26 protein-coding genes are annotated in these 25,323 nt (G+C 68.7%); 14 read left to right on the top strand and 12 right to left on the bottom strand.

Annotation, left to right across the window (positions count from 1 at the left end; genetic code table 11):
- Nucleotides 1–31: 31 nt before the first annotated feature.
- The gene (locus tag AC0685_RS36530) at nucleotides 32–409 is read left to right on the top strand and encodes a RidA family protein (protein ID WP_478229648.1); all 378 of its coding nucleotides are present in this window, start codon (nucleotides 32–34) and stop codon (nucleotides 407–409) included.
- A 1-nt stretch (nucleotide 410) separates the two neighbouring features.
- Here AC0685_RS36530 and AC0685_RS36525 read toward each other — a convergent pair whose 3' ends face one another.
- Nucleotides 411–1,115 carry an SDR family NAD(P)-dependent oxidoreductase gene (locus AC0685_RS36525; RefSeq protein ID WP_478229647.1) on the bottom strand — a complete coding sequence of 235 codons (705 nt, stop codon included), beginning with the start codon at nucleotides 1,113–1,115 and terminating at the stop codon, nucleotides 411–413.
- A gap of 85 nt (nucleotides 1,116–1,200) precedes the next feature.
- Between AC0685_RS36525 and AC0685_RS36520 the strand changes: the two genes are divergently transcribed.
- Nucleotides 1,201–1,818 carry a TetR/AcrR family transcriptional regulator gene (locus AC0685_RS36520; protein WP_478229646.1) on the top strand — a complete coding sequence of 206 codons (618 nt, stop codon included), beginning with the start codon at nucleotides 1,201–1,203 and terminating at the stop codon, nucleotides 1,816–1,818.
- A 475-nt stretch (nucleotides 1,819–2,293) separates the two neighbouring features.
- Here AC0685_RS36520 and AC0685_RS36515 read toward each other — a convergent pair whose 3' ends face one another.
- From AC0685_RS36515 to AC0685_RS36480, 8 genes are all read right to left on the bottom strand, one after another.
- Nucleotides 2,294–3,199, bottom strand: a complete 906-nt coding sequence (locus tag AC0685_RS36515; RefSeq protein ID WP_478229645.1) for an SDR family NAD(P)-dependent oxidoreductase — start codon at nucleotides 3,197–3,199, stop codon at nucleotides 2,294–2,296.
- Nucleotides 3,200–3,266: 67 nt separating this feature from the next.
- Nucleotides 3,267–4,457 carry an ATP-grasp domain-containing protein gene (locus AC0685_RS36510; RefSeq protein WP_478229644.1) on the bottom strand — a complete coding sequence of 397 codons (1,191 nt, stop codon included), beginning with the start codon at nucleotides 4,455–4,457 and terminating at the stop codon, nucleotides 3,267–3,269.
- On the bottom strand, nucleotides 4,454–5,509 hold the full coding sequence (locus AC0685_RS36505; RefSeq protein ID WP_478229643.1) for a cysteine synthase family protein: 1,056 nt from the start codon (nucleotides 5,507–5,509) through the stop codon (nucleotides 4,454–4,456). The genes AC0685_RS36510 and AC0685_RS36505 overlap by 4 nt, the downstream gene beginning before the upstream one ends.
- Nucleotides 5,506–6,489: an ABC transporter substrate-binding protein gene (locus AC0685_RS36500; protein WP_478229642.1), complete on the bottom strand. Its 984-nt coding sequence runs from the start codon at nucleotides 6,487–6,489 to the stop codon at nucleotides 5,506–5,508. Before AC0685_RS36500 ends, AC0685_RS36505 begins: the two co-directional genes overlap by 4 nt.
- Nucleotides 6,486–7,274 carry an ABC transporter ATP-binding protein gene (locus AC0685_RS36495; RefSeq protein WP_478229641.1) on the bottom strand — a complete coding sequence of 263 codons (789 nt, stop codon included), beginning with the start codon at nucleotides 7,272–7,274 and terminating at the stop codon, nucleotides 6,486–6,488. Before AC0685_RS36495 ends, AC0685_RS36500 begins: the two co-directional genes overlap by 4 nt.
- Nucleotides 7,274–8,368, bottom strand: coding sequence for a FecCD family ABC transporter permease (locus AC0685_RS36490; RefSeq protein ID WP_478229640.1), 1,095 nt, complete (start codon nucleotides 8,366–8,368; stop codon nucleotides 7,274–7,276). Before AC0685_RS36490 ends, AC0685_RS36495 begins: the two co-directional genes overlap by 1 nt.
- Nucleotides 8,349–9,089: a class I SAM-dependent methyltransferase gene (locus AC0685_RS36485; RefSeq protein WP_478229639.1), complete on the bottom strand. Its 741-nt coding sequence runs from the start codon at nucleotides 9,087–9,089 to the stop codon at nucleotides 8,349–8,351. Before AC0685_RS36485 ends, AC0685_RS36490 begins: the two co-directional genes overlap by 20 nt.
- A 547-nt stretch (nucleotides 9,090–9,636) precedes the next feature.
- Nucleotides 9,637–10,647 carry a helix-turn-helix domain-containing protein gene (locus AC0685_RS36480; protein ID WP_478229638.1) on the bottom strand — a complete coding sequence of 337 codons (1,011 nt, stop codon included), beginning with the start codon at nucleotides 10,645–10,647 and terminating at the stop codon, nucleotides 9,637–9,639.
- 555 nt (nucleotides 10,648–11,202) lie between these two features.
- Between AC0685_RS36480 and AC0685_RS36475 the strand changes: the two genes are divergently transcribed.
- The 9 genes from AC0685_RS36475 to AC0685_RS36435 all read left to right on the top strand — a co-directional run bounded on the left by AC0685_RS36475 (nucleotide 11,203) and on the right by AC0685_RS36435 (nucleotide 20,767).
- Entirely contained in the window at nucleotides 11,203–12,645 is a 1,443-nt protein-coding gene (locus AC0685_RS36475; RefSeq protein ID WP_478229637.1) for an FAD-dependent oxidoreductase, read from the top strand.
- Nucleotides 12,623–13,723: a Gfo/Idh/MocA family oxidoreductase gene (locus AC0685_RS36470; RefSeq protein WP_478229636.1), complete on the top strand. Its 1,101-nt coding sequence runs from the start codon at nucleotides 12,623–12,625 to the stop codon at nucleotides 13,721–13,723. The genes AC0685_RS36475 and AC0685_RS36470 overlap by 23 nt, the downstream gene beginning before the upstream one ends.
- The gene (locus AC0685_RS36465; protein WP_478229635.1) at nucleotides 13,720–14,910 is read left to right on the top strand and encodes a hypothetical protein; all 1,191 of its coding nucleotides are present in this window, start codon (nucleotides 13,720–13,722) and stop codon (nucleotides 14,908–14,910) included. Before AC0685_RS36470 ends, AC0685_RS36465 begins: the two co-directional genes overlap by 4 nt.
- A 109-nt stretch (nucleotides 14,911–15,019) precedes the next feature.
- Complete coding sequence (locus AC0685_RS36460) at nucleotides 15,020–16,366, top strand: UDP-glucose dehydrogenase family protein (protein WP_478229634.1); 1,347 nt, start codon at nucleotides 15,020–15,022, stop codon at nucleotides 16,364–16,366.
- A 66-nt stretch (nucleotides 16,367–16,432) separates the two neighbouring features.
- On the top strand, nucleotides 16,433–18,022 hold the full coding sequence (locus AC0685_RS36455; RefSeq protein ID WP_478229633.1) for a DHA2 family efflux MFS transporter permease subunit: 1,590 nt from the start codon (nucleotides 16,433–16,435) through the stop codon (nucleotides 18,020–18,022).
- 31 nt (nucleotides 18,023–18,053) lie between these two features.
- Nucleotides 18,054–18,581 carry a 2-oxoglutarate and iron-dependent oxygenase domain-containing protein gene (locus tag AC0685_RS36450; RefSeq protein WP_478229632.1) on the top strand — a complete coding sequence of 176 codons (528 nt, stop codon included), beginning with the start codon at nucleotides 18,054–18,056 and terminating at the stop codon, nucleotides 18,579–18,581.
- The gene (locus AC0685_RS36445) at nucleotides 18,578–19,045 is read left to right on the top strand and encodes a 2OG-Fe(II) oxygenase family protein (protein ID WP_478229631.1); all 468 of its coding nucleotides are present in this window, start codon (nucleotides 18,578–18,580) and stop codon (nucleotides 19,043–19,045) included. Before AC0685_RS36450 ends, AC0685_RS36445 begins: the two co-directional genes overlap by 4 nt.
- A 96-nt stretch (nucleotides 19,046–19,141) precedes the next feature.
- A complete protein-coding gene (locus AC0685_RS36440) occupies nucleotides 19,142–19,546 on the top strand; it encodes a YciI family protein (RefSeq protein WP_478229630.1) in 405 nt (134 codons plus the stop codon).
- Nucleotides 19,547–20,767 carry an RNA polymerase sigma factor gene (locus tag AC0685_RS36435; RefSeq protein WP_478229629.1) on the top strand — a complete coding sequence of 407 codons (1,221 nt, stop codon included), beginning with the start codon at nucleotides 19,547–19,549 and terminating at the stop codon, nucleotides 20,765–20,767.
- Nucleotides 20,768–20,865: 98 nt separating this feature from the next.
- On the opposite strand, the gene AC0685_RS36430 is transcribed toward AC0685_RS36435, so the two are convergent.
- Together AC0685_RS36430 and AC0685_RS36425 are read right to left on the bottom strand one after the other, a co-directional pair.
- Nucleotides 20,866–21,723 carry a hypothetical protein gene (locus AC0685_RS36430; RefSeq protein ID WP_478229628.1) on the bottom strand — a complete coding sequence of 286 codons (858 nt, stop codon included), beginning with the start codon at nucleotides 21,721–21,723 and terminating at the stop codon, nucleotides 20,866–20,868.
- Between the two features lie 217 nt (nucleotides 21,724–21,940).
- Entirely contained in the window at nucleotides 21,941–22,609 is a 669-nt protein-coding gene (locus tag AC0685_RS36425) for a nitroreductase/quinone reductase family protein (RefSeq protein WP_478229704.1), read from the bottom strand.
- Between the two features lie 110 nt (nucleotides 22,610–22,719).
- Here AC0685_RS36425 and AC0685_RS36420 point away from each other — a divergent pair, with 110 nt between their 5' ends.
- Both AC0685_RS36420 and AC0685_RS36415 read left to right on the top strand, forming a co-directional pair.
- Nucleotides 22,720–23,154, top strand: coding sequence for a MarR family transcriptional regulator (locus AC0685_RS36420; protein WP_340688756.1), 435 nt, complete (start codon nucleotides 22,720–22,722; stop codon nucleotides 23,152–23,154).
- Nucleotides 23,155–23,162: 8 nt separating this feature from the next.
- Complete coding sequence (locus tag AC0685_RS36415) at nucleotides 23,163–23,489, top strand: YciI family protein (RefSeq protein WP_478229627.1); 327 nt, start codon at nucleotides 23,163–23,165, stop codon at nucleotides 23,487–23,489.
- On the opposite strand, the gene AC0685_RS36410 is transcribed toward AC0685_RS36415, so the two are convergent.
- Nucleotides 23,486–24,310 (bottom strand): class I SAM-dependent methyltransferase, encoded by an 825-nt coding sequence (locus AC0685_RS36410; protein ID WP_478229626.1) that lies wholly within the window; start codon nucleotides 24,308–24,310, stop codon nucleotides 23,486–23,488. The two genes, AC0685_RS36415 and AC0685_RS36410, sit on opposite strands and share 4 nt — an antisense overlap.
- Before the next feature lie 141 nt (nucleotides 24,311–24,451).
- Here AC0685_RS36410 and AC0685_RS36405 point away from each other — a divergent pair, with 141 nt between their 5' ends.
- The gene (locus tag AC0685_RS36405) at nucleotides 24,452–25,105 is read left to right on the top strand and encodes an NAD(P)-dependent oxidoreductase (protein WP_478229625.1); all 654 of its coding nucleotides are present in this window, start codon (nucleotides 24,452–24,454) and stop codon (nucleotides 25,103–25,105) included.
- Nucleotides 25,106–25,323: the final 218 nt, after the last annotated feature.

Genomic DNA, 25,323 nt, shown 5'->3' with positions numbered 1-25,323 from the left:
GTACAGGACCCCTTGTGCTTTCGTTCGGGTCATGACTGAACGGGTGAACATCTCCTCCGGCGGCGACTACGAGCCGGTCTTCGGCTACAGCCGGGCGGTGCGCGTCGGCGAGCACATCCACGTTTCCGGGACCACGGCGCGTGAACCCGCCCGCTCGGGCGACGCCTACGAGCAGGCCTCGGCCGTGCTGTCGCTCATCGAGACCGCGCTGCGCGAGGCCGGCTCCAGCCTGTCCGCCGTGGTGCGCACGGTCACCTACGTGACCGACATCAAGGACGCCGATCTGGTGGCGCGGGCGCACCGCGAAGCCTTCGCCGACGTGCTGCCCGCGGCCACCATGGTCGAGGTGTCGGCGTTGCTCGACCCGAAGATGAAGGTCGAGATCGAGGCCTACGCCATCGAGAAGTAGGTCACCTCCCGAAGGATCCGACCAGCGCTTCCGGCGCTTCGCGAGTCGCGTAGAGCTTCCAGAAGGCGTCGGCGAACACGTCCGGATGGATCACCTCGGGCTCGAAGTCCATGGGGCTCGCGGTGAGCGCCCGATGCGGCACGCTGCCCTCGATCAGCGCGCCTACGTTGACGGCCCCGGCGTAGACGCCCTTCTCCGCGAGCACGGCGTTCAGATTGTGGAAATAGTTCCGCAGCGCGGCCTGCGCCATGCCGACGTTGCCGAGGAAGGGCGCCGGGTGCAGGCCGGATTGCCCGGCGGTGAACAGGATCGCGCCGTCGCCGCGCTCGGTCATGTCCGGCAGCACGGCCCGCACCAGCGCCACCGCGGACACCAGGAAACGGTCCAGGATGAGCCGGAGGTTCTCCGGGTCCACGTCGAGCACCGGCACGATGCCCTCGCCCATGGTCCCGCCGCCGGGGTTGAACGCCACCGCGTCGATCCGGCCGATGGCGGTGACGGCGGCCGCGATCCGCGCCGGCTCGTAGACGTCGGCGACGAACCCGCTCGCTTCGATGCCGTCGCCGTCGAGTTCGGCGACGAGCGCGTCGAGGTTCTCGGTGGTGCGCGCGACGAGGGCGATACGGAAGCCCTCGCGGCCGAAGCGACGCGCGAGCGAAAGTCCCAGCACCGGTCCGGCGCCGAAGATCGCGAGCGTCTTGGTCATATGTCCTCCCGGAGACTTAAGTTGAGGGTCTCCTCAACTTATACCCGTAACTTGAGGCCACCTTCAACTTGGCTATGATGCCGTCATGACCAAACCCCTGCGGAAGGACGCACAGCGCAACCGCGACCTGCTGGTCGAGGCCGCCAGGGGGCTCTACGCGGAGCGCGGCCTCGACGTCGCGCTCGAAGAGATCGCCAAGACCGCGGGCGTCAGCATCGGCACGCTGTACAACCACTTCCCCCAGCGCGCGGATCTGGTGAACGCCGTGTTCGCCGACCGGACCGAGACCGTCGCGAAGCTGGCCGAGCACGCACTTTCCCTCGACGACGCCTGGATCGGATTGACCTCCTTCGTCGAACGGGTCTGCGAATTGCAGGCCACCGATCGCGGCTACAACGAACTCGCCTCGACGCGTCCGCCGCAGACCGAAGACCTCGAACGCGGCTACGAACTCATGACCCGGATCGTCGAACGCGCGAAGGAGAGCGGCGCCCTGCGCGCGGACTTCACCCTCGAGGACATGGCCTTTGTGACCTGGGGGATCGCGCGCACCGTGGAGGCGACCGCGGCCGTCCGGCCGGAGGTCTGGCGCCGCCATCTCGCACTGCTGTTCGACGGGATGCGGGCGCCCGCCGCGAATCCGTTGCCGGAGCCCCCGCTGCTGCCCGGGGAACTGACCCGGATCATGGGCGGCTGCGGCTGAGGGCAACCCTCCACCCCTCCGATGCGGTGAAGAAGTCCCTTGTGGACCAGTACGCCGCCGCGAGGGACGCGGCGACCGCGGGCAAGCAGCGGTTGGAGAAGTCCGGGAACGAAGCCGCCATGGACGCGGCCGTCAAGGCGATGGACGCCACGCAGGAACCGGTCACGGACACCCCCGGTCTCCTGCCGCGCCGGCCGCCGCGGAGGCCAAGAAGTGCGCGCCCGCTCAAGGACGGTTATCGAGGGGTGGGTAAAGGTTTCGCGTGCGGTGGGCGGTCTGCTCAGGGCAGTCTGCGATCGTGTCGCGAAAGCCACTTTCGGGACATCACACCTCACTGTGGCTTTCGCGGAACATCTCCAGACCATGGGTCTCGCCAAGCACCGTCGGCGGCGTAGTGAAGGCCTCCTTCCCTACCTTCAGAGTAGGGAAGGAGGCCTTCACTACCGCCTTTGCTTCAAGCGAACCCGACGGCCGCTCAGGCGGGCGGGGTGAACCCGGGCGGCATCACCATCGGCCTCCCGGTGTTCAGGCCGCCGTCGACGAGAACGGAAGTCCCGGTCAGATAGGCGAAATCCGGTGACGCCAGGGCGAGGACGGCCGAAGCGATCTCCGCGGCTTCCCCCATCCTCCGCAGACCGTGGACGTTCAGCGGCGCCCAAGCCTCCTTGAACCGCGCCCACAGGTCGTCCGGGATACCCGGCGGGCGCACCAGCCTGGTGTCGATCGTCCCCGGATCGATCGAGAACACCCGGATCCCCCTCGCGCCGTAGTCCAGCGCGGCCGCGCGCACCAGGCCTTGCACGGCGCGTTTGCTCGAGGTGTAGGCGGCGTGCCCCGGCCTGGTCTGGTCGGCCTGCGCCGACGCGGTGCAGACGATCACCCCGCCGCCGGCCTTCAGCAGATGCGGCACCTCGTACTTGATCGAGAGGAACACGCCGCGCGCGTTGGTGCGCTGCACGTCCTCCCACTCGTCGAGGGAGATCTCGTGCAGCGGCTTGCCGAGGTGGATCCCGGCGTTGTTGAACGCGATGTCGAGCTTGCCGTACCGCCGGACGACGACGTCCACAAAGGACTGAACCTGTTCGGGAACCCGGACGTCCGCCCGGAGATAGGTCGCCTCCCCGCCCGCACGGCGGATCTCCCGCTCGACCTCACGCCCGAGCTCTTCCCGCCTGCCACAGAAACCGACCTTCGCACCGGCCGCGGCGAAGGCGATGGCCGCCGCACGGCCGATCCCCGACGTCGCCCCCGTGACAAGCACGACCTTGCCCGCGAACCGCCGCCGGTCTTCCCCCGCCGTGGCCGTGTTCGCCGCCAGCATCGTGACACCGGCTGCCATCGCGCCCCCGAGCAAGGCGCGCCTGCCCACTGTTCCGTCCACGATTCCCTCCAGATGGATAGCCCCACTTCCCATAACAGAAAGTAAAGCTATCCATCTGAGAGAACTCTCAAGAATCGATCTCCGGCGTGATCCCGCCCGCCGCGGCCAGCGCGCGATGCAACGCCAGCTCCGCCGTCGGCCCTTCGGCAAGGACGATCCCGGTGCACGACCGCTGATCCGCGAGGTGCCGGATCTCGTCGCCGGGGCTCGCCGTCGGATACCACTCCGGCGAACCGGGCAGGCCGGGCAGCTTGTCGAGCCCCGACCATCCCTTCAGCACGCCTTCCGCGGCCGGGTATGCCAAGACGAACCCGATCCCGGGTCCCCCACCGACTTCCTGGGTGAGCAAGGCGGGTTCCTCGCCCAGCGCCATGGCGATCATCGCGGAATAGACGTTGGTGCCCAGCGACCGGCACAAGGCCTCGCCGAGCATCGCCCCGCCGATCCGGATGTTGATCTCGACGACCTCCGGGCCGTCGGCGGTGAGCACGAATTCGGTGTGCGCGAAGCCCTGCTCGTGTCCGGCGGCCTTGAGCACCCTGCCGATCCAGTCCGCCAAGCCCGCGTACTCGGCCGCGGGGAAGGCCACCGGGAACGCGGCGGCTTCCTCACGCCGCACCGGCTCGGGCGACAGCTGACGGGAGAGGATCCCGAGCAGCCGGGTCCTTCCCTGCCAGGTCACGGTTTCCGCGCTGTAGAGCGGGCCGGCGAAATACGGCTCGGCGATCAGATGCCCCTTGAGCGGCGTGGTCTTCGCCTCGAGTCTGGCTCGTTCGAGTTCGGCCTGATCGCGGACGAGCCAGACGCCCCGCGACGACGTTCCCGAAGAATCCTTGACCACCAAAGGAAACCCGAGCTCTTCGGCGACCATGACCGGCACCGGCCTGCCGCGGGTGAGCCCGTGTTCGTACAGCCGGTCGCGCACCGCGCCCTTGTCCCGTAGCACCCGCACGGCGGCCGCGTCCGGGCCGGGCAGGCCGAGCCGGGCGGTGAGTTCCGCGCCGGGCAGTGCCCACGTGTCGGTCGAGTTGATGATCCCGGCGAGGTCCGGGATGGCGCGCGACGCGGTCTCACAGGCCGCGATGTCGGTGGTGTCGATGTCGACGACCTCGACCCGGTCCGGCCCGAGCGTGCCGAGTTCGTAGCGGTAGATGTCGCGATTTCCGGTGAACAGCACCAGTTTCCGCCCGGCCTCCGCCGCCGCGTCGGCGAGCCTGCCCAGGCCGAAGGTGAGTGCTTCCAACAGGACGACGGTCACGAAACCCGCTCCTTCCGGTACAGCGGCTGTGCGGGTAACCCGAATCGGCGGCGTCTCCAGTCCATCGCCGCCCACGGCAGGGCGAGCTCGTCCAGGGAGGCGATCTCGCGCGGCGCGAGGCCCGCCGGGTCGACGGCTTCCCGATGCCGGGCGAAAACCCTTGCGGTGTAACGGTGCCCGGTGTCCGCGCCGATCACGACATGGGTCCGCTCCGGATTCCGCGCCGCCTCCCAGCCCGCGACGAGATACGCCGCACCGGTGGAAAGCCCGGCGAATACGGCGTGCTCACGCATGAGGCCGATGGTCGCGGCCATGGCGTGCGCGAAGTCCAGCCAGTGGATCCGGTCGTACAGTTCGTGGTCCACGTTGCCGAACGGGATGGCGGAGCCGATACCCGCGATGATCGCGTCCGGATCGCTGAACCGTTCGCTGCCGAAGGTGACACTGCCGAACGGCTGGACGCCGGTCAGGCGGACGTCCGGATCGCGTTCGCGCAGCGAGCGCGCGATCCCGCCGGTCGACGCGCCGGTGCCCACACTGCCGACGACGGTGAGCGGCCCGGACGGCAGCGCGCGGGCGACGAGATCGGCGACCTCGGCGTAGCCCAGGTAATGCACGGGATCGTGGTACTGGCGCATCCAGTGCATGCCCGGATGCCGTTCCAGCAGTTCATGCACGCGCGCGACGCGGCGCCGCTGGTCGAGGCGGAGGTCGTCCGATGGCGGCATCTGGTCCACTGTCGCACCCAGGATCTCCAGCTGCGACCGCATGGTGAGGTCGACGGTGGTCGACGCGACGATATGGCAGCGCAGGCCGTAACGATGACAGGCCATCGCCAGCGCGAGCGCGTAGATCCCACTGGAGCTGTCGATCAGCGTCTGTCCTTTTCGGACAGTGCCATCGGCGAGCAGCGACCGGACCGCGCCGAGCGCCGCGTAGACCTTCAGGGTCTCGAAGCGGATCAGCACGATGTTCGGTTCGAGCCGGATCAACGCGGGCGTCTTGATCGCGTCGGTGACGTGTTCGTGGACCAGCGCGGACATCGCGGTCACCGGCCGATCGAGCGCAGATAAGCGGCCAGCGACTCGGCGCCCGCCGCGTTACGCGGGCCGCTCACGAGGTCCCCGTACGAGATGACGTGGAACCGGTTGTCGCGCACGGCGGGCGTGTTCTTCAGCTGCGGCGCGGATTTGATGAACGCGATCTTGTCCTGCGCGGGCTGGTCGGCGTAGTCCACCACGACGATCACCTCGGGTTCGGTCTTGACCACGGCTTCCCAGCCGACACTCCCCCAGCCGTCCGGCAGATCGCGGAAGACGTTCGTCCCGCCGGCGGCGTCGATGATGTCGTCGGGAGCGGCGTGTTTTCCGGACGTGAACGGCTGGTCGGTGCCGGAGTCGTAGACGAACACCTTGGCCGGCGGTGTCTTCGGTGCTCCGGCGCGGACCTTGTCGAAGCGCCCCTTGAGTTCCGTGACCAGCTCGTCGGCCCGCTGGCGGACACCGAAGATGTCGCCGAGATTGCGCAGGTCGGTGTAGAGCGCTTCGAGCGGCGCCACCTCCTGCTTCGCCGTCGGATATTCCCAGCAGGTCTCGGTGTGCAGGTAACTCCGGATACCGACCTGCTCCAGCAGTTTCGGGGTGATCCCGCGTTCCTCGCTGAACCCGGAGTTCCAGCCCGCGATCACCCAGTCCGCCTTGGCGTCGACCAGGATCTCTCGGGTGACCCGCGAGGTGCCGAGGCGTTCGACCTTGGCGTAGTCGTCCTTCCACGGCGAACCGGCGATCGACGGGTCGCCCAGCGAATTCATCACGTAGCCGCGCATGCGGCCGGCGAGCCCGAGCGCGAACATCTTCTCGGCACCCGAAACGTCGTAGGCGACGGGACGTTGCGGCGCCGGGAAGGCGACCTGCGCACCGCAATTGGTCACCGTGGCCTGTGCCGGCGCGGTCGGTCCGGCCTCGACCTGGGCACCGCAGGCGCTCAGGAGCAGCGCCGCGGCGAAGAGCGCGGTCACCCTGGACGGCTTCATCGTGTGATCCCCTCGGTTTCATCGGCGGGAAGGTCGTACAGCAGTTGGAGCGCCCCGGTCACGGGGTGGGTCACCTGGGTGACCTCGACGCCGAACACGGCGCGGACCGTTCCGGGGGTGAGCACTTCGGCCGGGGTCCCGCAGGCGGCGAGCGATCCGCCGCGCAGCAACGCGATCCGGTGACAGACGGCGGCGGCGAGATTGAGGTCGTGCAGCGCGACGAGCACGGTGAGCCCGCAGTCGCGCAGGAACTTCAGCAGTTCCACCTGGTGGCGGACGTCGAGATGGTTGGTCGGCTCGTCGAGGACCAGCACCTCCGGTTCCTGCACGAGCGCCCTCGCCACCAGGACCCGCTGCCGTTCGCCACCCGACAGCGTCAGCACACTGCGCTGGGCGAGATGGGTGATGTCCATCCGCCGCAACGCTTCCCGGCACAGCGTGCGTTCGCGGGCCGACAGCCGGAGATTGCCGCGCTGATGCGGCGACCGCCCGAGCGCGACGACCTCCTCGACGGTGAAGTCCAGATCGGCCCGGCTGTCCTGGGTGAGCACGGCGATCCGGCGGGCGGTGTCGCGCAGACCCTGTTCGGCGAGGTCGGTCCCGTCGAGCAGGACCGCGCCGCCGGACGGCGACAACGCCCGGTAGACGCAGCGCAACGCCGTCGACTTGCCGCTGCCGTTGGGGCCGAGAAGGCCGACGACCTCGCCCGCGCCGACGTCCAGGCACAGCTCGCGGATCAGCGCCGACCCGGCCACCTCGACGGAAAGTTCGCGCAACGACAGCATCAGCGACCTCCGAACGCGTAGCCGCGGCGCCGCATGACGACGAGGAACACCGGAACGCCGATGAGCGCGGTGATCACGCCGAGCGGAAGTTCCTCGGGGGCGACGAGCGTGCGGGCGAGCAGGTCGACCCACACGAGGAAGACCGCGCCCACCAACGGCGCGAGCGCCAGCACCCGGCGGTGCCCCGAACCGGCGATCATCCGCACCACATGCGGCAGGACCAGCCCGACGAACCCGATCGAGCCGCTGACCGCCACCAGCAAGCCGGTGACGACCGCGGTGAGCAGGAAGAGCCAGCGGCGCAGCGCGGCCGCGTCGGTACCGAGGCTCATCGCGGTCTCGTCGCCCATGGACAGGACGTCGAGCGCGGTGCCGTAGCGCAGCAGGACCACGACGGCGACGGCCACCCCGAGCGCGGCCAGCGGAAGGGAGGCCCACGTCGCCGCGCCGAGGCTGCCGAGCAACCAGAACAGCACGGTCTGCGCGGCCTGGCCGTTCGGCGACAGGTAGACGAGCACGCTCATCACGGCCTGGAAGGCATACGTGAGCGCGACCCCGGTGAGCACGAGACGCAACGGCGTCAGGCCGAATTTGCCGCGGGCGGCGAGATAGACGATCGCCGTCGCGCCCAGCGCGCCGAGGAAGGCGGCCGTCGACAGCGCCAGCACGCCGAGCCCGGCGAACAGGCCGAACACCACGACGGCGGCGGCACCGACGGAGGCGCCCGACGAGATCCCGAGCACGAACGGATCGGCGAGGGCGTTGCGGACCAGCGCCTGTACCGCGACGCCGACCACCGCGAGCCCCGCGCCGACCACGGCCGCCAGCAGCACCCGCGGGGTGCGGACCTGCCAGACGATCGAGTACCCGGTGACCTCATCGCCGGTGATGGTTCCGCCGGTGATCGCCTTTCCCAAGTAGCGCAGGACATCCGTGAGCGCGACGTTCGACGGGCCGAGCGCGATGCCCGCGATCAGCGAGATCAGGAGCGCGACCGACAGCAGGATCACCGGGCCGGTGAGCCGGAGCGGGCGTGTGGTGTCGTCGTCCGGTTCCGCGAAGAGGCGGAGAGGTTCAGCCGTCACGTCCACCACGCACGATCAGGCGGCGCGCGTGGTTGTCGTACGGCGAGCCGTCGAAGTCCCCGAAGCACTCGACGCCGGTGAAGCCCGCCGTCTCGAACAGCGCCTTCAGTTCCGCGGCGCTGTACAAGAAGGAAAGGATCGACGCCTGCTTCGCCTCGCCGTCGCGGACCAGGGTCCACTCGGTCCTGAGCCGGGTCCAGTCGTCGAGAATGGTGTCGCGCATGAACACCGTCCCGCCGTCGACGTCGACCGCCTTGGGGCGACCTACCCAGCCGGCCAGCACCTCCTTGCCGAGTACGTCGACCAGCAGCCTGCCGCCGGGCGCGAGACTGGCGTAGGCGTTTCGCAGCACCGTGAGGTTGTCGCCGGGCTCGGTGAAGTAGCCGAACGACGTGTACATGTTGATGATCAGGTCGTACGCGGCGGGCTCGGTGTATTCGAGCATGTCGGCCTGGATCAGCTTCGCGGCGACTCCCGCGTTTTCGCAGGCTTCGCGAGCGCGTTCGAGCATCGCCGGGTTGAGGTCGACGCCCGTCACGTCGGCGCCCTTCTTCGCCAGCGGCACGACGTGGATCGCCGGGCCGCACGCCAGATCGAGCACCTTCGTGCCGTCGGCGACTTCGAGCAGCGGTGACGTGGCCGTCAGGCGTTCGGCCTCCTCAGCCCGGCTGGGCGGGAACATCACGTCCGCGAAGCCGACCCACAGGTCGTCGTCCTCGTACCAGTGCATCTCTCTCCGCTCGCCGGGCCGCACGATTCAGCCCCACAAGTCGTCGAAAGGTCGTCTTCGGTTCCCGGCTCCGCCACCTTTCTCGTGGAGTGATCACGGGAGGCGCGTTCGGGGCCGCTCCGTGAAGGCCTCCTTCCCTACCCTCAAGGTAGGCAAGGAGGCCTTCACGGACGTGGGCATGTCCTGAAGGCCCCCTTTGAGACGCTGGATGTCTTCAAAGAAGCCTTCAAGACATAGGGGTTCGTCACAGTGGGCACCGAACGAGTCACCGGCGCCCGCCCGCCTGAAGTACATGAAGGCCCCCTTTCCTTGCGCCTGGCGCAAGGAAAGGGGGCCTTCATGTACTCGGCAAGGTGTGAAGGTCGAGTTTCCTCGGCTGAGCCGCGGGAAGGGGGCCTTCACGCGCGGCCGCCGTGCCCGCTGTGGCCGCTGGTGCACCTGGGACGAGAGCGGCGACTCTGACGGTAGTGAAGGCCTCCTTCACTACCGTCAGGGTAGGCAAGGAGGCCTTCACGACCTGACCCGAAACACCACCCCGGCACGCCGATCACGGCGGCGGGATCAGATCGATGAGGAACGTCTGGTCGGGCGCGCCGGAACAACGCTCCCGGACCACCTCCGTACCCGCGACGGTGTCCAGGTCGCGCAGGCCCAGACACTGGCTGGTGCCGACGGGCCGGATGACGAACCGTCCCGGCTCCGCCGGATCCAAGGGGGCGATGGTGAACAACTGGTCCATACCATCGTCGTCGCAGTCGTCGCGGGACTCGATCAGGTCGTGCCCGAGCCCTTCGTTCACGACCGTGAGGCAGCCGACCCCGGTCTCCGGATGGTGCCACTGGAACTGCACGGCGTTCTCTTCCCCGACAGGATCGATGAACAGGCGTGGTGCCGCGTCACCACCGCAGATCTGCTGGGCGACGATGGCACCGGAATAGAGCCCGGTCCGATCCTGCCCTTCGGCGAGACAGAACTCGGGAGACCGGGCGGGGCGGATCTGCGCCCAGCTGCCCACTTCCCGGACGTCCAGCCCCGGCACCACGGCCGCGGTTTCCTTGGCCTTCGAGGACGCGCCGAAGGACCGCGTCAGATATCCCAAGGTCCCTACGATGACGATGGTCACGATCGCGGCCACGATCATCGGCGCGCGCCAGCGCCGTCGGGGTCGAGGTTCCGGCTCCGGCTCGGGCTCCGGCGGCGGGGGGACGGCTTCCACCTTCGTCTCGTCGGCGGGCCGCGGCGGAGTCCCCATCGCGATCCGGGTCCGGGCGTCGAGCCACCGCCGTACCTCTTCGTCGTTCAGCCCGCACGCGCGCGTGAACGTCTCGACGAACGATTCGCGAGGGAGTGTGGTGCGGCCGAGAGTGGTCGCGACCGTACTCGCCGGAAGTGTTCCCCCGAGTTCTTTCGCCCGACCGGCCAACTGTCGATAGGTCAATCCGGACCATGTTCTCAATACACGCAGTGCTGCTGTGAACTCAGCCGGTGAAGCCGTCGAGTCCGGCGGGTGAACCGTCGCCGGCGACTTCCCGTCGTCGCCCCCCTCATCAACGATCATCGCTCTAGATTGTCTGAGCCGATCTCAGCCGCGATACCGCCATTCAGCGGCGCCGGAAACAGCTGTTCGGACCACTCGAACGATTTCGAACAAGGCCGAACTGGCCGAAGGTTGCCCCTGCGCTGGTCAGGAAGTCAGGCTGGCCCCAGTCGGCCTCACCGCCGATCGAAACTGGGGAGGCCCGGGAAAGCCGGGCCGAAGAAAATGAGCAAACCAGAGGCATCCGCATGATCATCGTCAAGGGCGACGGTGAACCCGGCGGAAACTCCTGGTTCATCTCGGAAGGCGTCCACTGAAATCTCCGCACTGAAGACCGGATGACGCCGACATCGCCCGTATGGGGCGGGCGATGCGCTGATTCCGAAGAAAGACCCTCGTGCGCCGCACATCTGAGCACACGCGAGGAGTGAAAGCTGCGATTCCCGCAGTGAACCGACTGTTCGGCGCCCGTTCGAGGGCATAACCCTTCGAAATGCCCTCCGGCGGTACGTCGCGGTCTCGTTCGAACTCGGTCGTCCCTGAATTGGCGAACATCGGATTTGTGGAGCGTTGTTGATGGATAACGGTCGAAATACCGTCGCCGAAAGGCAGGTAGTCGTCGTCGGCGCCGGTAATGCGGGCCTCTGCGCGGGAATAGCCGCACTACAGGCGGGCGCGACGGCGGTCAGCGTCCTCGAAGCCGCGCCGGAACAATTACGCGGCGGGAACAGTTCCCTGACCAGGACCATGCGTTTCTCGTGGCCGGGAAGCCCTTTCATCGCCTCCCTGTTACGGGAGGCGGACAAGGGCCGGGTCGACGAGATCTTGGCGGGCCGGACCGGGTACGCCGACGAGCAGTACCTAGCCGATTGGCTGGCGGTGTCCGGCGACCAGGTGGACGTCGCCCTCATCGAATCGATCGTCCGCCGTTCGACGGACACGATCACTTGGATGCGCGACTTCGGGCAGCGCTGGGCCCCGAGACCGACGCCGCTGCCCGGTGACGTGCCGATCGTCCTCGACGGCGGCGGCCAGAGCCTCCAGGACCGGAACTTCGCGCGGTTCGAACAGCTCGGTGGAACGGTCTTCTACGACAGCGCGGTCACCGGTTTCGAGAAGACCGCCGGCGACCGGTATCTGCTCCACGGTTCCGGTCCCGCGTTCCCGATGCTCGCCGACGCGCTGGTGCTGGCATCGGCCGGTTTCGAGGCGAACACCCGGCTGCGTGAACGCCACCTCGGCGTGGAGTGGCGGGAAGTGAAGCTGCGCGGTGTTCCGTTCAACGAAGGCGCCCCGCTGGCGGCGGCCGTCGACCTCGGCGCCGACACCGCGGGCAACTGGGAAAAGTGCCACACCACACCGCAGGGCATCAACCTGCCCGACCACATGCTGCCGGGGCAGATGCACAAATCCCACGGCCTCGCCCGCTACGCCTACCCGCTGGGCGTCGTGGTCAACCGGGACGGGCGCCGGTTCTTCGACGAATCCGGCGGCTACAGCAACCTCACCTACGTCACGCTGGGCCAGAAGATCCAGGAACAGCCCGGAAAGATCGCCTTTCAGATCTTCGACGACAAGGTCGTCTCGGCGGGCGCGCTCCCGAAGGGCTACGTCGGCGACCCGGCGTCGGTGTCCGTCTCCTCGCTCGAAGAAGGCGCCCGGCGGCTCGGCATCGACGCGGCGAACCTGACCGCCGAAGTCCAGCGGCTGCACGACGGCCAGGCGGAGAAACGTCTCGACACGCCTCCGTTCCTGTTCGTCCCGGTGGTCTGCGGGCTGACGTTCACCTACGGCGGGTTGTCCGTGACCCCGGACGCCGAGGTGCGCGGCGGCGGCGAACCGATCAGCGGTCTCTACGCGGCGGGCGTGATCGTCGGCGGCCTTTACGACCAGGGCTATCCGGGCGGCACCGGCCTGATGGCCGGCGCCGTGCTGGGCCGGGCGGCGGGCACGTCCGCCGCCCGTCACGCCATCCGGTCGCGAGGAGGGGAAGCCCGTGTCGGCACCGCCGCTGGCTGAGAAGAAGATCGTGATCGTCGGGCTCGGCAAGATCGGCTCGCTGTACGCCGCGTGTTACGGACAGGCGGGGCACCGGATCGGCACCGTGGACCTCGGCGACGGCGCGGACTGGGAGCGGGTGGAGCAGGTTCCCGATCCCTCGTCGGTCGACGCCTGGGTGGTCGCCACCCCGACGGCGACCCATCTCGAGGTCGTCGACGAGATCCTGCGGCGGCAACCCGATGCCCGTGTCCTGCTGGAGAAACCGGCCTGCTACCCGGACGACCTCGCCGGTCTCGGTCGCACGGTCCGGCGCCACCCCCGTGCCCGGATCATCGTCAACGACGTGTATTCGCACAGCGAAGCCGTACAGCGCTTCGCGGCGTCGGCGCGGGACCTCGCCGGCTCCGATCCGCTCAGGAAGATCACCGTCGAATTCACCAAGAACCGGGAATTCGACGTCGCGAACGGCAGGTTCGTCGACACCCGATACGGCGAAGCCGGCTATGAGGGCTTCCACATGTTGAGCATCCTGCGAGCGATCCTTCCCGCCTCGGAATACCGGACGTATCTGCGCACGGTGCCGTCTTCGGTGACACCGGAGATGCGGGTGCGGACCACGGCGCCCGGCATCCCGGAGATCGAGCTCTACACGTCGTCGACCGGCGCCATCGCCTTCCCCGAACTGGCCGGATTCGCTTTCCCGGAACGGGTTTCGAGGGAATTCATCGCCCCATCGGCGATCCCGTACGGGTCCGAGTTCCGGTATCGGTTCGCGGACGTCGAACTCTTCTCCGGGAAGCACGTCACCCTGGTCTTCGAACCGTTCTTCGGCGCGGATCCCGACCACAAGAACATCCACGCCGTCCACATCCGGAACACCGCCGCTCCGGCGCGCCATTTCCTGATCGCCGTCAACCATTTCAAGGAGGCGCTTCTGACCCAGCTGGACCTTTTGCGGCACCTCGACGAGGGCACCACGGTGGTCCGCCCCGCCGAGCACCGGTTCCTCGCCGCGCTGGGTTCGGCGATGTTCACCGGAACCTTCCCGCAGACAACGGAAAACGAGAAGTTCGCACGAATTGGGAGCGAAGCATGACGCGAAGCATCGAGGATCTTTCGACACTGTTGCGGCCGGCCAAGGACATGTTGCCCGAAGTCTCGGAACGTGAAGTGGCACTGGCCGAGGTCACCGGCCAGATCAAGAACGACGACGCCGCCCGCGCGCTGTTCGCGAAGGCGTGCCGGTTCGAGGCACCCTTCACCGCGAGCTGGATCCACGGCCCCGGCGACGAATCCCCTTACCTGTCCTTGGAGCTGGCCGCGTCGTCGCTGGACGACGACCGGTATCGCGCCCTGCTCGCCGACGTCGTGCTGTCGACGTCGACCTCGATCCCTTACGACTACCGGGCTTTGGCCGCGGAAAAGCTCGTACGGATCGGCACGGGCGAGTACGCCGGCGCCCTCCAAGAGGTCGTCGACTCCTACGAACCGCTGCCCGCCCGGGAATTGCAGGCGAAGATCGCCGTCCCCACCGACGGCATCGACCACCTCTTCGACATCCCCGAAACGGTGACCGGCAGGCTCAACCTCCTGATCGCGGCCAGCCGCGCGAAAACGCTGGAGAGCAGGCATATGCTCGCCGTGCGGATCCTCGCGAACGGTGTCCTGCCGTCGGAACCGGTCGGCGAGGCGGAGCGGCTCATCCTCGAAGACGTCGGGACGAGCATGGTGGCGGCGTCGGACTACCTCGTGCCGTGGGACCAGGAATTCCCCGGGGAGCACGGTTCCGGCCTCACCCTCGCGGAACTGGTGCGCATCACTCTGATGTGCGGGGAATTCTCGCTTCCGGACACCACCGTGCGGCCGATCCTGGTCGACTTCTACCGCTCGGTGCTGCGCACCTGCGGCCGCTCGATCATCGGTCTGTCGGCGGGCGTGTTCCATGTGGAGCACGGCACGCTCGCCACGCCTTCGTACTACTACCAGGGCCGCGACGCGATCCTCGGCAAGGGCTGCGTGATCGACTGCGTCGGCGGGGCGGTGCTGCAGGCGGGTTCGTTCCTCGGCGGCGGCTACATGCCGATCCTGATCCACACCCACAAGCACATCCGCAAGGGTGGCCAGGCCGCCGCCTCGGAGCGGAAGCAGATCCTTCCGTGCGTCTTCGCGGCGGAGGCGGGCGCCCGCTACCCGATGGACGCCATCGGCCTGTTCGAAACGGTGGACTACCTCGGCAGGGAGACCCCGTACGAGGGCATCAGGGCCATCCCGCACGCCAAGTGACTCACGGTTCGTCCTGCTGAAAATCCGTATCTCGCGAGGTCATCGGGCAGCGCGGCTCCGTGCTGCCCGATGACCTCGATAACTGGAGGGTAAGGGAATGGGTGCAACTATGGGGGCAGAGGTCGCCGTCATCGGCGCGGGCTACGTCGGACTGACCACGGCCGCGTGCCTCTCGTCCTTGGGACACCGCGTCGTCTGCGCGGACGTCGACCAGGAGAAGGTCGACGCGCTGCGGCGCGGTGAGGCGACCATCAGGGAACCGGGGATCTGCGAACTCGTGGTGGACGGGCTGGCGTCCGGGCGGCTGCGGTTCGTCCTCGGCGCGAGCGCGGCGGCGGCCGCGGCGGATATCGTGATCCTCTGCGTGCCGACCCCGATGGGCGCGAGCGGCGCGGCGGATCTGTCCACTTTGGAATCCGTTGTGGCCGAGGTGCGGGATCTGCTGCCGCCCGGCTGCGTCGTGGTGAACAAGTCGACGGTCCCCGTCGGCACGGCGGCCCGCGTCGCGGACCTGATCGATCGCCCGGACGTGGCGGTCGTGTCCAATCCCGAGTTCCTGCGCGAAGGGTTCGCGGTCTACGACTTCCTGAACCCCGACCGGATCGTGGTCGGTTCGGCCGACCGTGACCCGGTCCCCGCCCGCCGGGTCGCCGAGTTGTACGAGCAGCTCGACACCTCCGTGCTGGTGACCGATTCCGCGAGCGCGGAGATGATCAAGTACGCGTCCAACTGCTACCTCGCGACGCGTCTGTCCTTTGTGAACACCGTCGCCGAACTGTGCGAGTACCTCGACGCGAGTATCGACGACGTGACGACCGGGATGGGTTACGACGAGCGGATCGGCAAGTCGTTCCTGCGACCGGGCCCGGGCTGGGGCGGCTCTTGCCTGCCGAAGGACACTTTCGCGCTGCTGCGCACCGCGGAATCGGCGGGCAGCGATTTCGCCCTGCTGCGAGCGGCGATCGAAACCAACGTGAAGCAGCAGGAACTCGTGGTCGACAAGGTGCGCAAGGCCGTTGGCGGCGACCTCGCCGGCGTCCGGATCGGCCTGCTCGGCTTGACGTTCAAGGCCGGGACGGACGATCTGCGGGATTCCCCGTCGCTGGCGATCGCGGCACTGCTGGCCGCCGAAGGCGCTGTACTGACCGGCTACGACCCCAGCGTCCACGCGCCGGTGGCGGGCGTGACGGACGACGTGCGGATCGCCGGGACCGCCTATCACGCGGCGAACGGGGCGGCGGCGGTCGTGCTGCTGACCGAGTGGCCGGAGTTCCGTGCCCTCGACTGGGGGCGGATCGCCGACCGGCTCCACGGCCGGTCCGTCATCGACACCCGGAACCTGCTCGACCCGAACACCGTGGCGCGGACCGGGCTTTCGTATCAGGGAATCGGTCGTCCGGACAGCGTCTGGGCCCCCGTGGCGAACGTCGTCGAAATGGTCACGCAAGCAGGATGACCCCGGGCGGACGGCGAGCGGCCCTGCTCGTCGTCCGCCCCTTCCAGCGCCGGAACAGGAGGACGGATGGCGAAGCGGACCCGGCCCTGGCCGGCGCTTTTCGCACTGTGCCTGGGTTTCTTCATGGTCATGCTCGACATCAGCATCGTGAACATCGCGGTGCCGTCGATGGTGCGCGAACTCGGCACCGAGCTGACCGCGGTGATCTGGGTGACCAGCGTGTACCTGCTCGCCTACGCCGTCCCGATCCTGCCCGCCGGCAGGCTGGGCGACCGTTTCGGGCCGAAGCGCGTCTTCGTCGCCGGGCTGCTGGTGTTCACCGCGGCGTCGCTCTGGTGCGGGCTTTCCGGTGACGTCGAGACGCTGATCGCCGCCCGCGCGGTGCAGGGCCTCGGTGCCGCGTTGATGACCCCGCAGACCACGGCCTTCATCACGCATCTGTTCCCGCCGGACGAACGCGGCCCGGCGATGGGCGCCTGGGGCAGTGTGGCGGGGCTCGCCATGATCGCCGGCCCGGTACTGGGCGGTGTGCTCGTCGACCATCTCGGCTGGGAATGGATCTTCTTCGCGAACGTCCCGGTCGGGCTGATCGCGCTGGCGCTCACCGTCGTCCTCGTCCCCGACTGGCGGCCGGGGAATTCGCACCGCTTCGACGTTCCCGGAATCCTGCTCTTCGGCGCGGGTCTCGTTTGCGTCGTCTTCGGTATCCAAAATGGACAGACCTACGGCTGGGGAACGGCCTTCGAGGTCATCGGGGCAGGGGTGCTGCTGCTGGGCGGTTTCGTCCTGTGGCAACGGGCCAACCGCCGCGAACCGCTACTGCCGTTGCGGATCTTCCGCCACCGCGACTTCTCGCTGGGTGCCGCGGCCGCGGTGACGGTCGGTTTCACGATGACCGGCATGCTTCTGCTGTTCGTCATCTACGTCCAGTCGGTGCTCGGCCTGTCCCCGGCCGACGCCGGGCTGCTCATCGCGCCGCTCGCCGTGGTGTCCGGCGGCGTCGCGCCGTTCGCGGGCAGGCTCTCGGACCGGGTGAATCCCAAGTACCTGCTGGCGTTCGGGCTGCTCTCGTTGAGCGGCGGCCTGTGCCTCGTCTCGCTGGTGATCATCCCGGCGAGTTCGCCGCAGGCCCTGCTCCCCGGACTGCTGCTCTGCGGTCTCGGGGTCGGGTTCACCTTCTCGCCGATGAACAACGTGACCCTCAACTCCGTCGAGCGTTCGCTGGTCGGCAGCGCGTCGGGCATCTTCAACACCGCGCGCCAGGTCGGCGGGGTGCTCGGCGGCGCGGCCGTCGGAGTCCTGGTGCAGGCGCGGGCGGGCGCCTCGATGACGGCGCGGGCGAACGAAGCGGCGGCGGCGTTGCCCGCCGAGTTCCGGCAGCGTTTCGTCGACGGTTTCACCGGGGAGGCCGGGGCGGAGGTCGCCGCCGGCGAGTTCGGCGGCACTCCCGAGGTCCCCCTGGATCTGCCGTCCGAGATCGCGGCCCAGGCACGGGAACTCGCCGCGCAGGTCACCGGCGCCGCGCTCACGGACGGGGTCAAGGCCGCTTTCCTCCTTCCCGTCGGCGCGCTGATCCTCGGACTGTTGTGCTCGGTGAACCTGCGCGGGCCGATCGGGCAGCGCAGATCGCCCGATCGGATGACCGCGACCCGGTGATCACCGGCGCGGACCTGGTTACCGTCGCTCCATGACTCTCGTACCGACGGTCGACCTGAGCACCTGGCACGACGGCGACCGCACTCGGCTCGCGCACGCCGTCGACGAGGCCTTGAGCCGCGTCGGGTTCCTGCAGGTCGTCGGGCACGGCATCCCGCGGACGACGATCGACGACATGCGGAAAGCGACCGCAGCCTTCTTCGCGCTCCCTGTCGAGGAGAAGCTCCGATCCGCGCCGGCCGACCGCGCCTCGGATCGCGGGTACGCGGCCGAAGGCACCGAAGGGCTGGCGTACAGCCTCGGTGAGACGACGCCACCCGACCTGTCGGAATCGTTCGTCATCGGCGCGGAGCACATCGACGGCGAGGACCCCTATGGCTTCTTCGCCCCCAACATCTGGCCCGAGCTGCCGGAGAACCTGCGTCCCGCGCTCACCGCGTACGCCGACGAAGCGCACCGGGTCGCGCGAGTGCTGCTGGAGATCTTCGAGAAGGCACTCGGGCTCCCGACGGCTACCTCGGCGCGTACACCCGGCACCCGACACGCACCTTGCGGGTGAATCACTTCGAGCGCCGCGCCGGAGCGCCCGAGCCCCTGCCGGGCCAGATGCGGCTCGGCGCGCACACCGATTACGGCATCGTCACCGTCCTCTACGCCGACCCCGTCCCCGGGCTGCAGATCCACGGTCCCGACGGCGCCTGGCACGACGTCGTCCCCGCCGAGGACGCGCTGGTGGTGAACCTGGGCGACCTCACCGCGCAATGGACCAACGACCGCTGGCGCTCCACCCTGCACCGGGTCGTGCCGCCGTCCGGGCCGGGGCCGTCACGGCGGCGAAGCGTGGCGTTCTTCTTCGACGGCGACCACGACGCCCGGTTCGAATGCCTTCCGACCTGCCAGTCCGCCGAAAACCCGCCGAAGTATCCGCCGGTCCTGGGCGGCGAGCACCTCTACGCCAAGATCACCGGTGGGCGGACCCTGGAACCCGCCGACGCGATGAACACCGCGGCCGACCGCGGCTGAGGAAGAATCCTCGGCGGACCATGTCCGGTCCTGTCCGGCGGCTCCGACGTCCCCGGCAGAAGGCACCGGAGCGGTGCCCGCCGAGAGGAGAGAACCATGAAGTACATGATCATGATGTTCGGGTCGCAGAAGGACCTCGTCGACATCGCCGGCGCCTGGAGTGCCGACGAAGTCAAGGCCCTGCACGAGTTCATGAGCAAGTGGAACAACGACCTGGTCGAGTCCGGCGAGTTCGTCGACGCTCAGGGCCTCTCCCAGCCGACGCACGCGCGCCGCGTCTCCCTGCGGGACGGCGCGCTCGTGGTGACGGACGGGCCGTACGCCGAGACGCAGGAGGTCCTGGTCGGGTACACGACCGTCGACTGCGTGAGCTACGACCGCGCGACCGAGATCGCGGCCCGGCTGGCGGCCACCCCGCATCCGGAAGGCAGCGACCTCGGCCGCGACTGGTACGTCGACATCCGGCCGTGCGCCGACAGCTTCGAAGAACTGGAGCTCTAGGTGCCGGACAGCGGCGTCGAGGATCTGCTGCGCGAGCTGTCGCCGCAGGTCCTCGGAGCCGTCGTCCGCCGCTACGGTCACTTCGACCTGGCGGAGGACGCGACGCAGGAGGCGCTGCTCGCGGCCGCGACGCAATGGCCTACCGAAGGGCTGCCCGAGAATCCGCGCGCGTGGCTCATCACGGTCGCCTCACGGAGGCTGACCGACCTCCTGCGTGCCGAGCAGGCGCGGCGCCGTCGCGAGGACACCGTCGTCCAGCGCACCTTGCCGGAGGAGCACCTCGCCCCCGCCGCGGACCGGCGTGCCGCCGACTCGGACGACACGCTCGTCCTGCTCTTCCTGTGCTGCCACCCGTCCCTGTCGCCCGCGTCGCAGATCGCGCTGACCCTGCGCGCGGTCGGTGGCCTCACCACCGCGGAGATCGCCCGCGCGTTCCTGGTCCCCGAAGCGACGATGACCCGGCGGATCAGCCGCGCGAAGGCCGGCATCAAGGCCGGCGGTGTCCCGTTCGGCATGCCGCCGGAAGCGGGACGGCTCGACGCGGTGCTCCACGTGCTGTACCTGATCTTCACCGAGGGATACGCCAGCACGTCCGGTCCCGATCTGGTGCGGAACGACCTGTCCGCCGAAGCCATCCGGCTGACCAGGATCGTCCATCGGCTGCTGCCGGACGACAGCGAGGTCGCCGGGCTGCTCGCGCTGATGCTGCTGACCGACGCGCGCCGTCCGGCGAGGACGGGGCCGGACGGCGCGCCGATCCCGATGTCCGAACAGGACCGGGGCCGGTGGAACACCGAGTACGTCGCCGAGGGCGTCGCGCTGCTGTCCGAAGCGCTGCCGCACGGGCCGACCGGGCAGTACCAGATCCAGGCGGCCATCGCCGCGCTGCACGACGAGGCGCCGAACGCCGAGGAGACGGACTGGCCGCAGATCGAGGCGCTGTACCGGCTTCTGCTGCGGCTCTCCGACAATCCGGTGGTGGCGCTGAACCACGCCGTCGCCGTCGGAATGGCCCGAGGGCCGCGAGAAGGCTTGGCGGCGTTGGAAGAGCTCGGTGACCGGATCTCCGGCGACCACCGGTTCCACGCCGCTCGCGCGCATCTGCTGGAGATGGCCGGAGACACCGCCGAAGCCGTCGAGTCCTATGTGGAGGCCGCGCGGCGCGCCACGAGCCTGCCGCACCAGCGCTATCTCCACACCCGCGCCGAACGCCTGCGCTGATCATGAGTGGCGAGCCGGGCTTGGGGGTCGTGAGTGGTAAAGACGGTTCTAACCGTCCTTACCACTCACGACCCGCCCAGCCCATGTGACACCGGGTGCTAGCAGCTGACGAGGAGCCCGGTGACCGCCGTGCAGGTCGCCGACGCGGTGTCATTGGCCGCGTTGGGGTCGGCGACGGAACTCTGCGTGATCTTCGCGGTCGTCTTGACCGGTCCGACGGTCAGCAGCCCGGTCGCCACCGAGAACTTGGCCGTGGCACTGGCACCGGACGCGAGGGACGAGAAGTCACAGTTGACGACCTTCGTGCCGCTCGGGTTCGAGCAGGCCGGGGAGCCGGTGAAGCGCAGCCCGTCGCCGAGGGTCGACGCCACCCGGATCCCGGACGCCGCGGCCGGGCCCGCGTTCGTGACCTTGACCGTGAAGTCGATCGACGACGTCAGGAGCCCGCGCGGGGACGCGGTCAGCGTGACCCCGAGGTCGGCCGTGCTCGGCGTGTCGGTGATGGTCAGCACAGGGCCGTCGAGGATCTCGAAGCTGTAGTTGTCACCGACGAACTGGTGCTGCAGCGTGACATCGCCCAGCGGGGCGTCGTCCTTGACCCGGAAGGTGAACACCACGGTCTTGCTCTGTCCGGGGGTCACGGTGCCGACGCCGCCGCGGATGCTGCCGCCGAGCATGTCGCAGGCGAACGCGCCGGGACAGGACACCAGGTCGACGATCCCAGGGAGCGGGGATTCCTTTCCGTAAAGCGTCGCCTTGCCGCCCTCGATCGTCGACGTCGCGTCGGCGTTGTAGACGGTCTGCGTCACGGTGAATGTCTGTCCACGTTGGACTGTTGTCGGCGAGACCTCCACCGCGCTGGTCGGCGGGGCGGCGAGAGCAGAGGTGGGCGTCACGAGCATGATCGTGGCCACCGCGGCCACCAGAGACAGAATCGAGGCTCTTCGAAGCTTCATTCGGTTCTCACTATTCCGGTCGGGGGCGTCGCGCCGATCGGTGCGGACAACGATCAGTCGCCCAGGAACGGACCTTCGTTACCGGTGTTTCCCACCGGCCGTCCCAAGGCTCTCACCCGCTCGGAGCAACCCGCTCGCGTGTTCCAGGTGCACAACACGCGCCTTCGGTCAGCAGTTCGATCACCACGCTCGTTCCCAAGCTGTGACAAAACGGCGGCTAGCTCGCGCCGTCACCGCGGAGCGCGGGAAGCAGATTCGCCTCCTCGTAGGCGAAGTGCTCTTCGAGTCCCTTCACGACGCGCTCGAACTCCTCTCGCAGCACGGCGCGTTCGATCTTCCCCTTACCCTGCAGCAGCAGTTGATCGAGATCGCGCAGTGCGCGGGACACGGTTTCGTGCTCCTGACGCAACCGCTTCAGCGCCGGCGCGAGCCCGGGATGGGCCTTCTCGATCGCGGTGAACGCGCCGTCCTCGCGGAGATGATGCATGCGCAGGTCGTTGCAGAAGGTCACGCAATGGCCGAGCAGCTCGCGCCGCGGATTCCGCCGGTCCGCGACCGGCGCACCGTCGAGTTCGGCCCGCGCGGCCGCCAGCGTCTTGCGGAGCTCCCCGTGATGGACGAGCAGCTGGTCGGCGATCGCCCGGCCGCGGGCGGCATCGACTTCCAAGAGATGCAGCGTGAAACCCCGCTGCCCGCCTTCGAGCGGCACGGCACGCGCGGCATGCGGCACGCCGTCGATCTCGAGTGTCGCTTGTGGACTGACCAGAAGGTCGCGATACCAAGGCGAATCGCCGTCGGGCGCGAACGCCAGGTACCGGCTCCCGGACGGGCGGCAGTCGACACGAGTGGTGCGGGGACGCCCCGTTTCGGCGTCCGCGGTGGTCATCAGCACCGGTACTCCCCAGGTAGCATCATCGTGAAAGCTATTTTGCTTTGCAAGCAAAGTCTCTTTGTCTGCAAAGGTATCCAGGAGGGTGCCCTGTGTCAACCGAGGACATGGAAGTCGACGACGCCGTGCGGGCTTTGCTGCTGCTCATGCCGCGGATGGTCGGACGCGCGAAGCGGATCAAGATCCCCGAAGAACTCCAGTCACTGTCGCTGGCTCCGCGTCATCTGTCACTGTTGTCGTACCTGCTCTTCGACGGGCCCATGACGGTGAACGAGCTGGCCGAGCGCCTGGAGGTCGCCCCGACCACGGTGAGCCTGATGGTCGGCGAACTGACCAAAAAGGACGTGCTCGACCGGCGCGAGGACGAGACGGACCGGCGGCGGCGGATCGTCGCCATCGCCGAGCCGATGCGGCCCGCGATCGACGGCTGGCTCGCGCAGGGCGCCCGCGCCTGGCAGAAGGCGCTCACGCCGTTGACCCCGGCCGAACGGCGCGTGTTCATCGATACCCTGCGCGCCTACGAAGACGGACTGACCGACTAGGAAGAGCGGTGCGCTACCTGCTCATGCTCTGCGGGACCGCCGGCGATCCGGCGGTCACCACCGACATCACCGAACCCTGCCGCGCCTGGGGCGAAGAGATGACGCGACGCGGCCTGCGCGTGAACGGAATGGGACTGCACCCGCCCGAGTCGGCGACGACCGTCCGTGTCCGCGGCGGCGAGGCACTGCTCACGGACGGTCCGTTCGCCGAGACGAAGGAACAGATCGGCGGAATCAACATCCTCGAATGCGACAGCCGCGAACAAGCCGTCGAGGCGGCGAAGACCCACCCGTGGGCCGCGATCGGCACGATCGAGGTCCGCGAACTGCTTTAGGCGATCCGGACGGTGACCTGGTTGTCGGCGTAGGTGTAGGCCACGTATTCGAATTCGACGCCGGTGCGTTCGACGTACTCCAGCCACGCCTTGTGCTCGTGCCGCTGCCAGCCGGGGTAGTTGAAGAATTCGTCGAAGTGCACGATGCTGCCGGACCGCAGACGCGGGCCCACCAGATCGAGTACGGTTTTCGCGGAGCTGTACAGATCGCCGTCCACGTGAAGGAAATCGACGACGCCTTCGTGCCGCTCGAGAAAACCCGGAAGCGTGTCGGCGAAAAGTCCGACGACGAGTTCGGCTCCGGGGACGTCCGGCAGGTCGTCGCGCGCGAACGAACCGGCGGGCATCCCGTTGAGCCAGTTCTCCGGGAGTCCCTGGAACCAGTCGAATCCGTAGGTCTCGACACCACCGCGGGCCTTGGCGATCGCGCGCAGCGTGTTCCCGCTCGCGACACCGAATTCGAGGGCCATTCCCCCGGACGGGGCAAGGGAAAGCGCGTACGCGAGAGTCTCTTGTGGACGCGCGAAATGCTTGGTCCCGGTCAGATGCTCACGGGCGAAACGATTGCTGTCCCTGGCCGCGTCCTGGTCACCGGCGTAGATGATGTCGCGACGGCTCCGGATTTCGAACTCGACGATCCGATCGAAACAGCGATCCCCTTGGCGGACGATCTCCTCCCGCAGTTCCGCGGCGACCCGTTCCAGTTCCTCGGTATAAGGATCATGGAATCGGCGGGCGAGCCGGTGCAGGCCCCGGCCGAGCGTGCCGCGAGCCGACCGGCTCAGGGTTTTCAGGGCTGAATGGGGTACCAGGTGACGCATCCCGGGACGATACACCAGCACCATCCGGGTGAACGGCTCCAGAACGCGCGGGGCCGGTTTCGTTGCGGTAACCGAGGGGGCCGCTCCTAGCATCGCGATCGCCGCCGGTACTCGGGTGCCGGCACCGGAAAAGGGAGCGCGATGAGCAGGATCGTCATCTTCGGGGCGGGTGGACGCGGCGGGCGCCGCGCCGTCGCCGAAGCCGTGAGCCGCGGGCACCAGGTCACCGCCGCCGTGCGGGATCCCGGCCGCCACCCGGATCTCGCCGGGGACAACGTCACCCTGATCGCCGCCGACGTCACCGTCGCGGACGACGTCGCGAAGGCCGCCGCCGGGCACGACGCCGCGATCAGTTCCATCTACCGCGCGGACCTTCCGTCACGCGAGTACTACCCGGCCGCCGCGCACGCGCTGATCGACGGCCTCGGCCGGGCCGGTGTCGCGAGGCTGGTCGTCGTCGGCGTCGGGTCGGCGCTGGAGATCGCTCCGGGCGTCGCCTTCCACGACCAGCCGGGCCGGCCGCCCGAGCACCGCGAGTTCTCGCTCGGGCACACGGCGGAACTGGAGGTCTTCCGTGCGTCCGGCGGCGGGCTCGACTGGGTGGTCATCGCGCCGCCGCCGGCGATGATCGACGAACACGCCGAGCGCACGGGCTCGTACCGCAGCGGGGACCACCGGGTGCTGCCGCGCGCGGCGGACGCGGGACCGTTCTCCTACGCGGACCTCGCGGTCGCGCTGGTCGACGAGATCGAGCGGCCGAAGCATTCACGGATGATGGTCGCCATCGACCACTGACCGGCGTCGTGAGTGGCGATTCGGAGTTGGCGGCAGGAGCGGGACTCGCCGACCAGGCACCTTCCAACTGTTCATAACGGACTTTTCCGCGGTGACAGTGTCCGACTTGGTGATTTGCGCTGTTCGGCGAGGGGGTCGTGGGGGGGGGGTTTGGGTGGGGACCCAAAAACCCCCCCCCACCCCCCCCCCAAACCCCCCCCCCACGTACCCCCCCCCAC

This window comes from Amycolatopsis sp. NPDC043889 (assembly GCF_056435645.1).
Note: the sequence above shows the minus strand (reverse complement) of the source record. Positions and strands in the feature narration are given on the sequence as shown.

What these genes read in the sequence shown, in the direction of transcription:
- AC0685_RS36530 (WP_478229648.1), top strand. Translation starts at nt 32, where the DNA reads ATGACTGAACGGGTGAACATCTCCTCCGGCGGCGACTACGAGCCGGTC.
- AC0685_RS36525 (WP_478229647.1), bottom strand. Translation starts at nt 1,115, where the DNA reads ATGACCAAGACGCTCGCGATCTTCGGCGCCGGACCGGTGCTGGGACTT.
- AC0685_RS36520 (WP_478229646.1), top strand. Translation starts at nt 1,201, where the DNA reads ATGACCAAACCCCTGCGGAAGGACGCACAGCGCAACCGCGACCTGCTG.
- AC0685_RS36500 (WP_478229642.1), bottom strand. Translation starts at nt 6,489, where the DNA reads ATGAAGCCGTCCAGGGTGACCGCGCTCTTCGCCGCGGCGCTGCTCCTG.
- AC0685_RS36495 (WP_478229641.1), bottom strand. Translation starts at nt 7,274, where the DNA reads ATGCTGTCGTTGCGCGAACTTTCCGTCGAGGTGGCCGGGTCGGCGCTG.
- AC0685_RS36485 (WP_478229639.1), bottom strand. Translation starts at nt 9,089, where the DNA reads ATGCACTGGTACGAGGACGACGACCTGTGGGTCGGCTTCGCGGACGTG.
- AC0685_RS36480 (WP_478229638.1), bottom strand. Translation starts at nt 10,647, where the DNA reads ATGATCGTTGATGAGGGGGGCGACGACGGGAAGTCGCCGGCGACGGTT.
- AC0685_RS36475 (WP_478229637.1), top strand. Translation starts at nt 11,203, where the DNA reads ATGGATAACGGTCGAAATACCGTCGCCGAAAGGCAGGTAGTCGTCGTC.
- AC0685_RS36465 (WP_478229635.1), top strand. Translation starts at nt 13,720, where the DNA reads ATGACGCGAAGCATCGAGGATCTTTCGACACTGTTGCGGCCGGCCAAG.
- AC0685_RS36460 (WP_478229634.1), top strand. Translation starts at nt 15,020, where the DNA reads ATGGGGGCAGAGGTCGCCGTCATCGGCGCGGGCTACGTCGGACTGACC.
- AC0685_RS36455 (WP_478229633.1), top strand. Translation starts at nt 16,433, where the DNA reads ATGGCGAAGCGGACCCGGCCCTGGCCGGCGCTTTTCGCACTGTGCCTG.
- AC0685_RS36450 (WP_478229632.1), top strand. Translation starts at nt 18,054, where the DNA reads ATGACTCTCGTACCGACGGTCGACCTGAGCACCTGGCACGACGGCGAC.
- AC0685_RS36440 (WP_478229630.1), top strand. Translation starts at nt 19,142, where the DNA reads ATGAAGTACATGATCATGATGTTCGGGTCGCAGAAGGACCTCGTCGAC.
- AC0685_RS36430 (WP_478229628.1), bottom strand. Translation starts at nt 21,723, where the DNA reads ATGAAGCTTCGAAGAGCCTCGATTCTGTCTCTGGTGGCCGCGGTGGCC.
- AC0685_RS36425 (WP_478229704.1), bottom strand. Translation starts at nt 22,609, where the DNA reads ATGACCACCGCGGACGCCGAAACGGGGCGTCCCCGCACCACTCGTGTC.
- AC0685_RS36420 (WP_340688756.1), top strand. Translation starts at nt 22,720, where the DNA reads ATGGAAGTCGACGACGCCGTGCGGGCTTTGCTGCTGCTCATGCCGCGG.
- AC0685_RS36410 (WP_478229626.1), bottom strand. Translation starts at nt 24,310, where the DNA reads ATGCGTCACCTGGTACCCCATTCAGCCCTGAAAACCCTGAGCCGGTCG.
- AC0685_RS36405 (WP_478229625.1), top strand. Translation starts at nt 24,452, where the DNA reads ATGAGCAGGATCGTCATCTTCGGGGCGGGTGGACGCGGCGGGCGCCGC.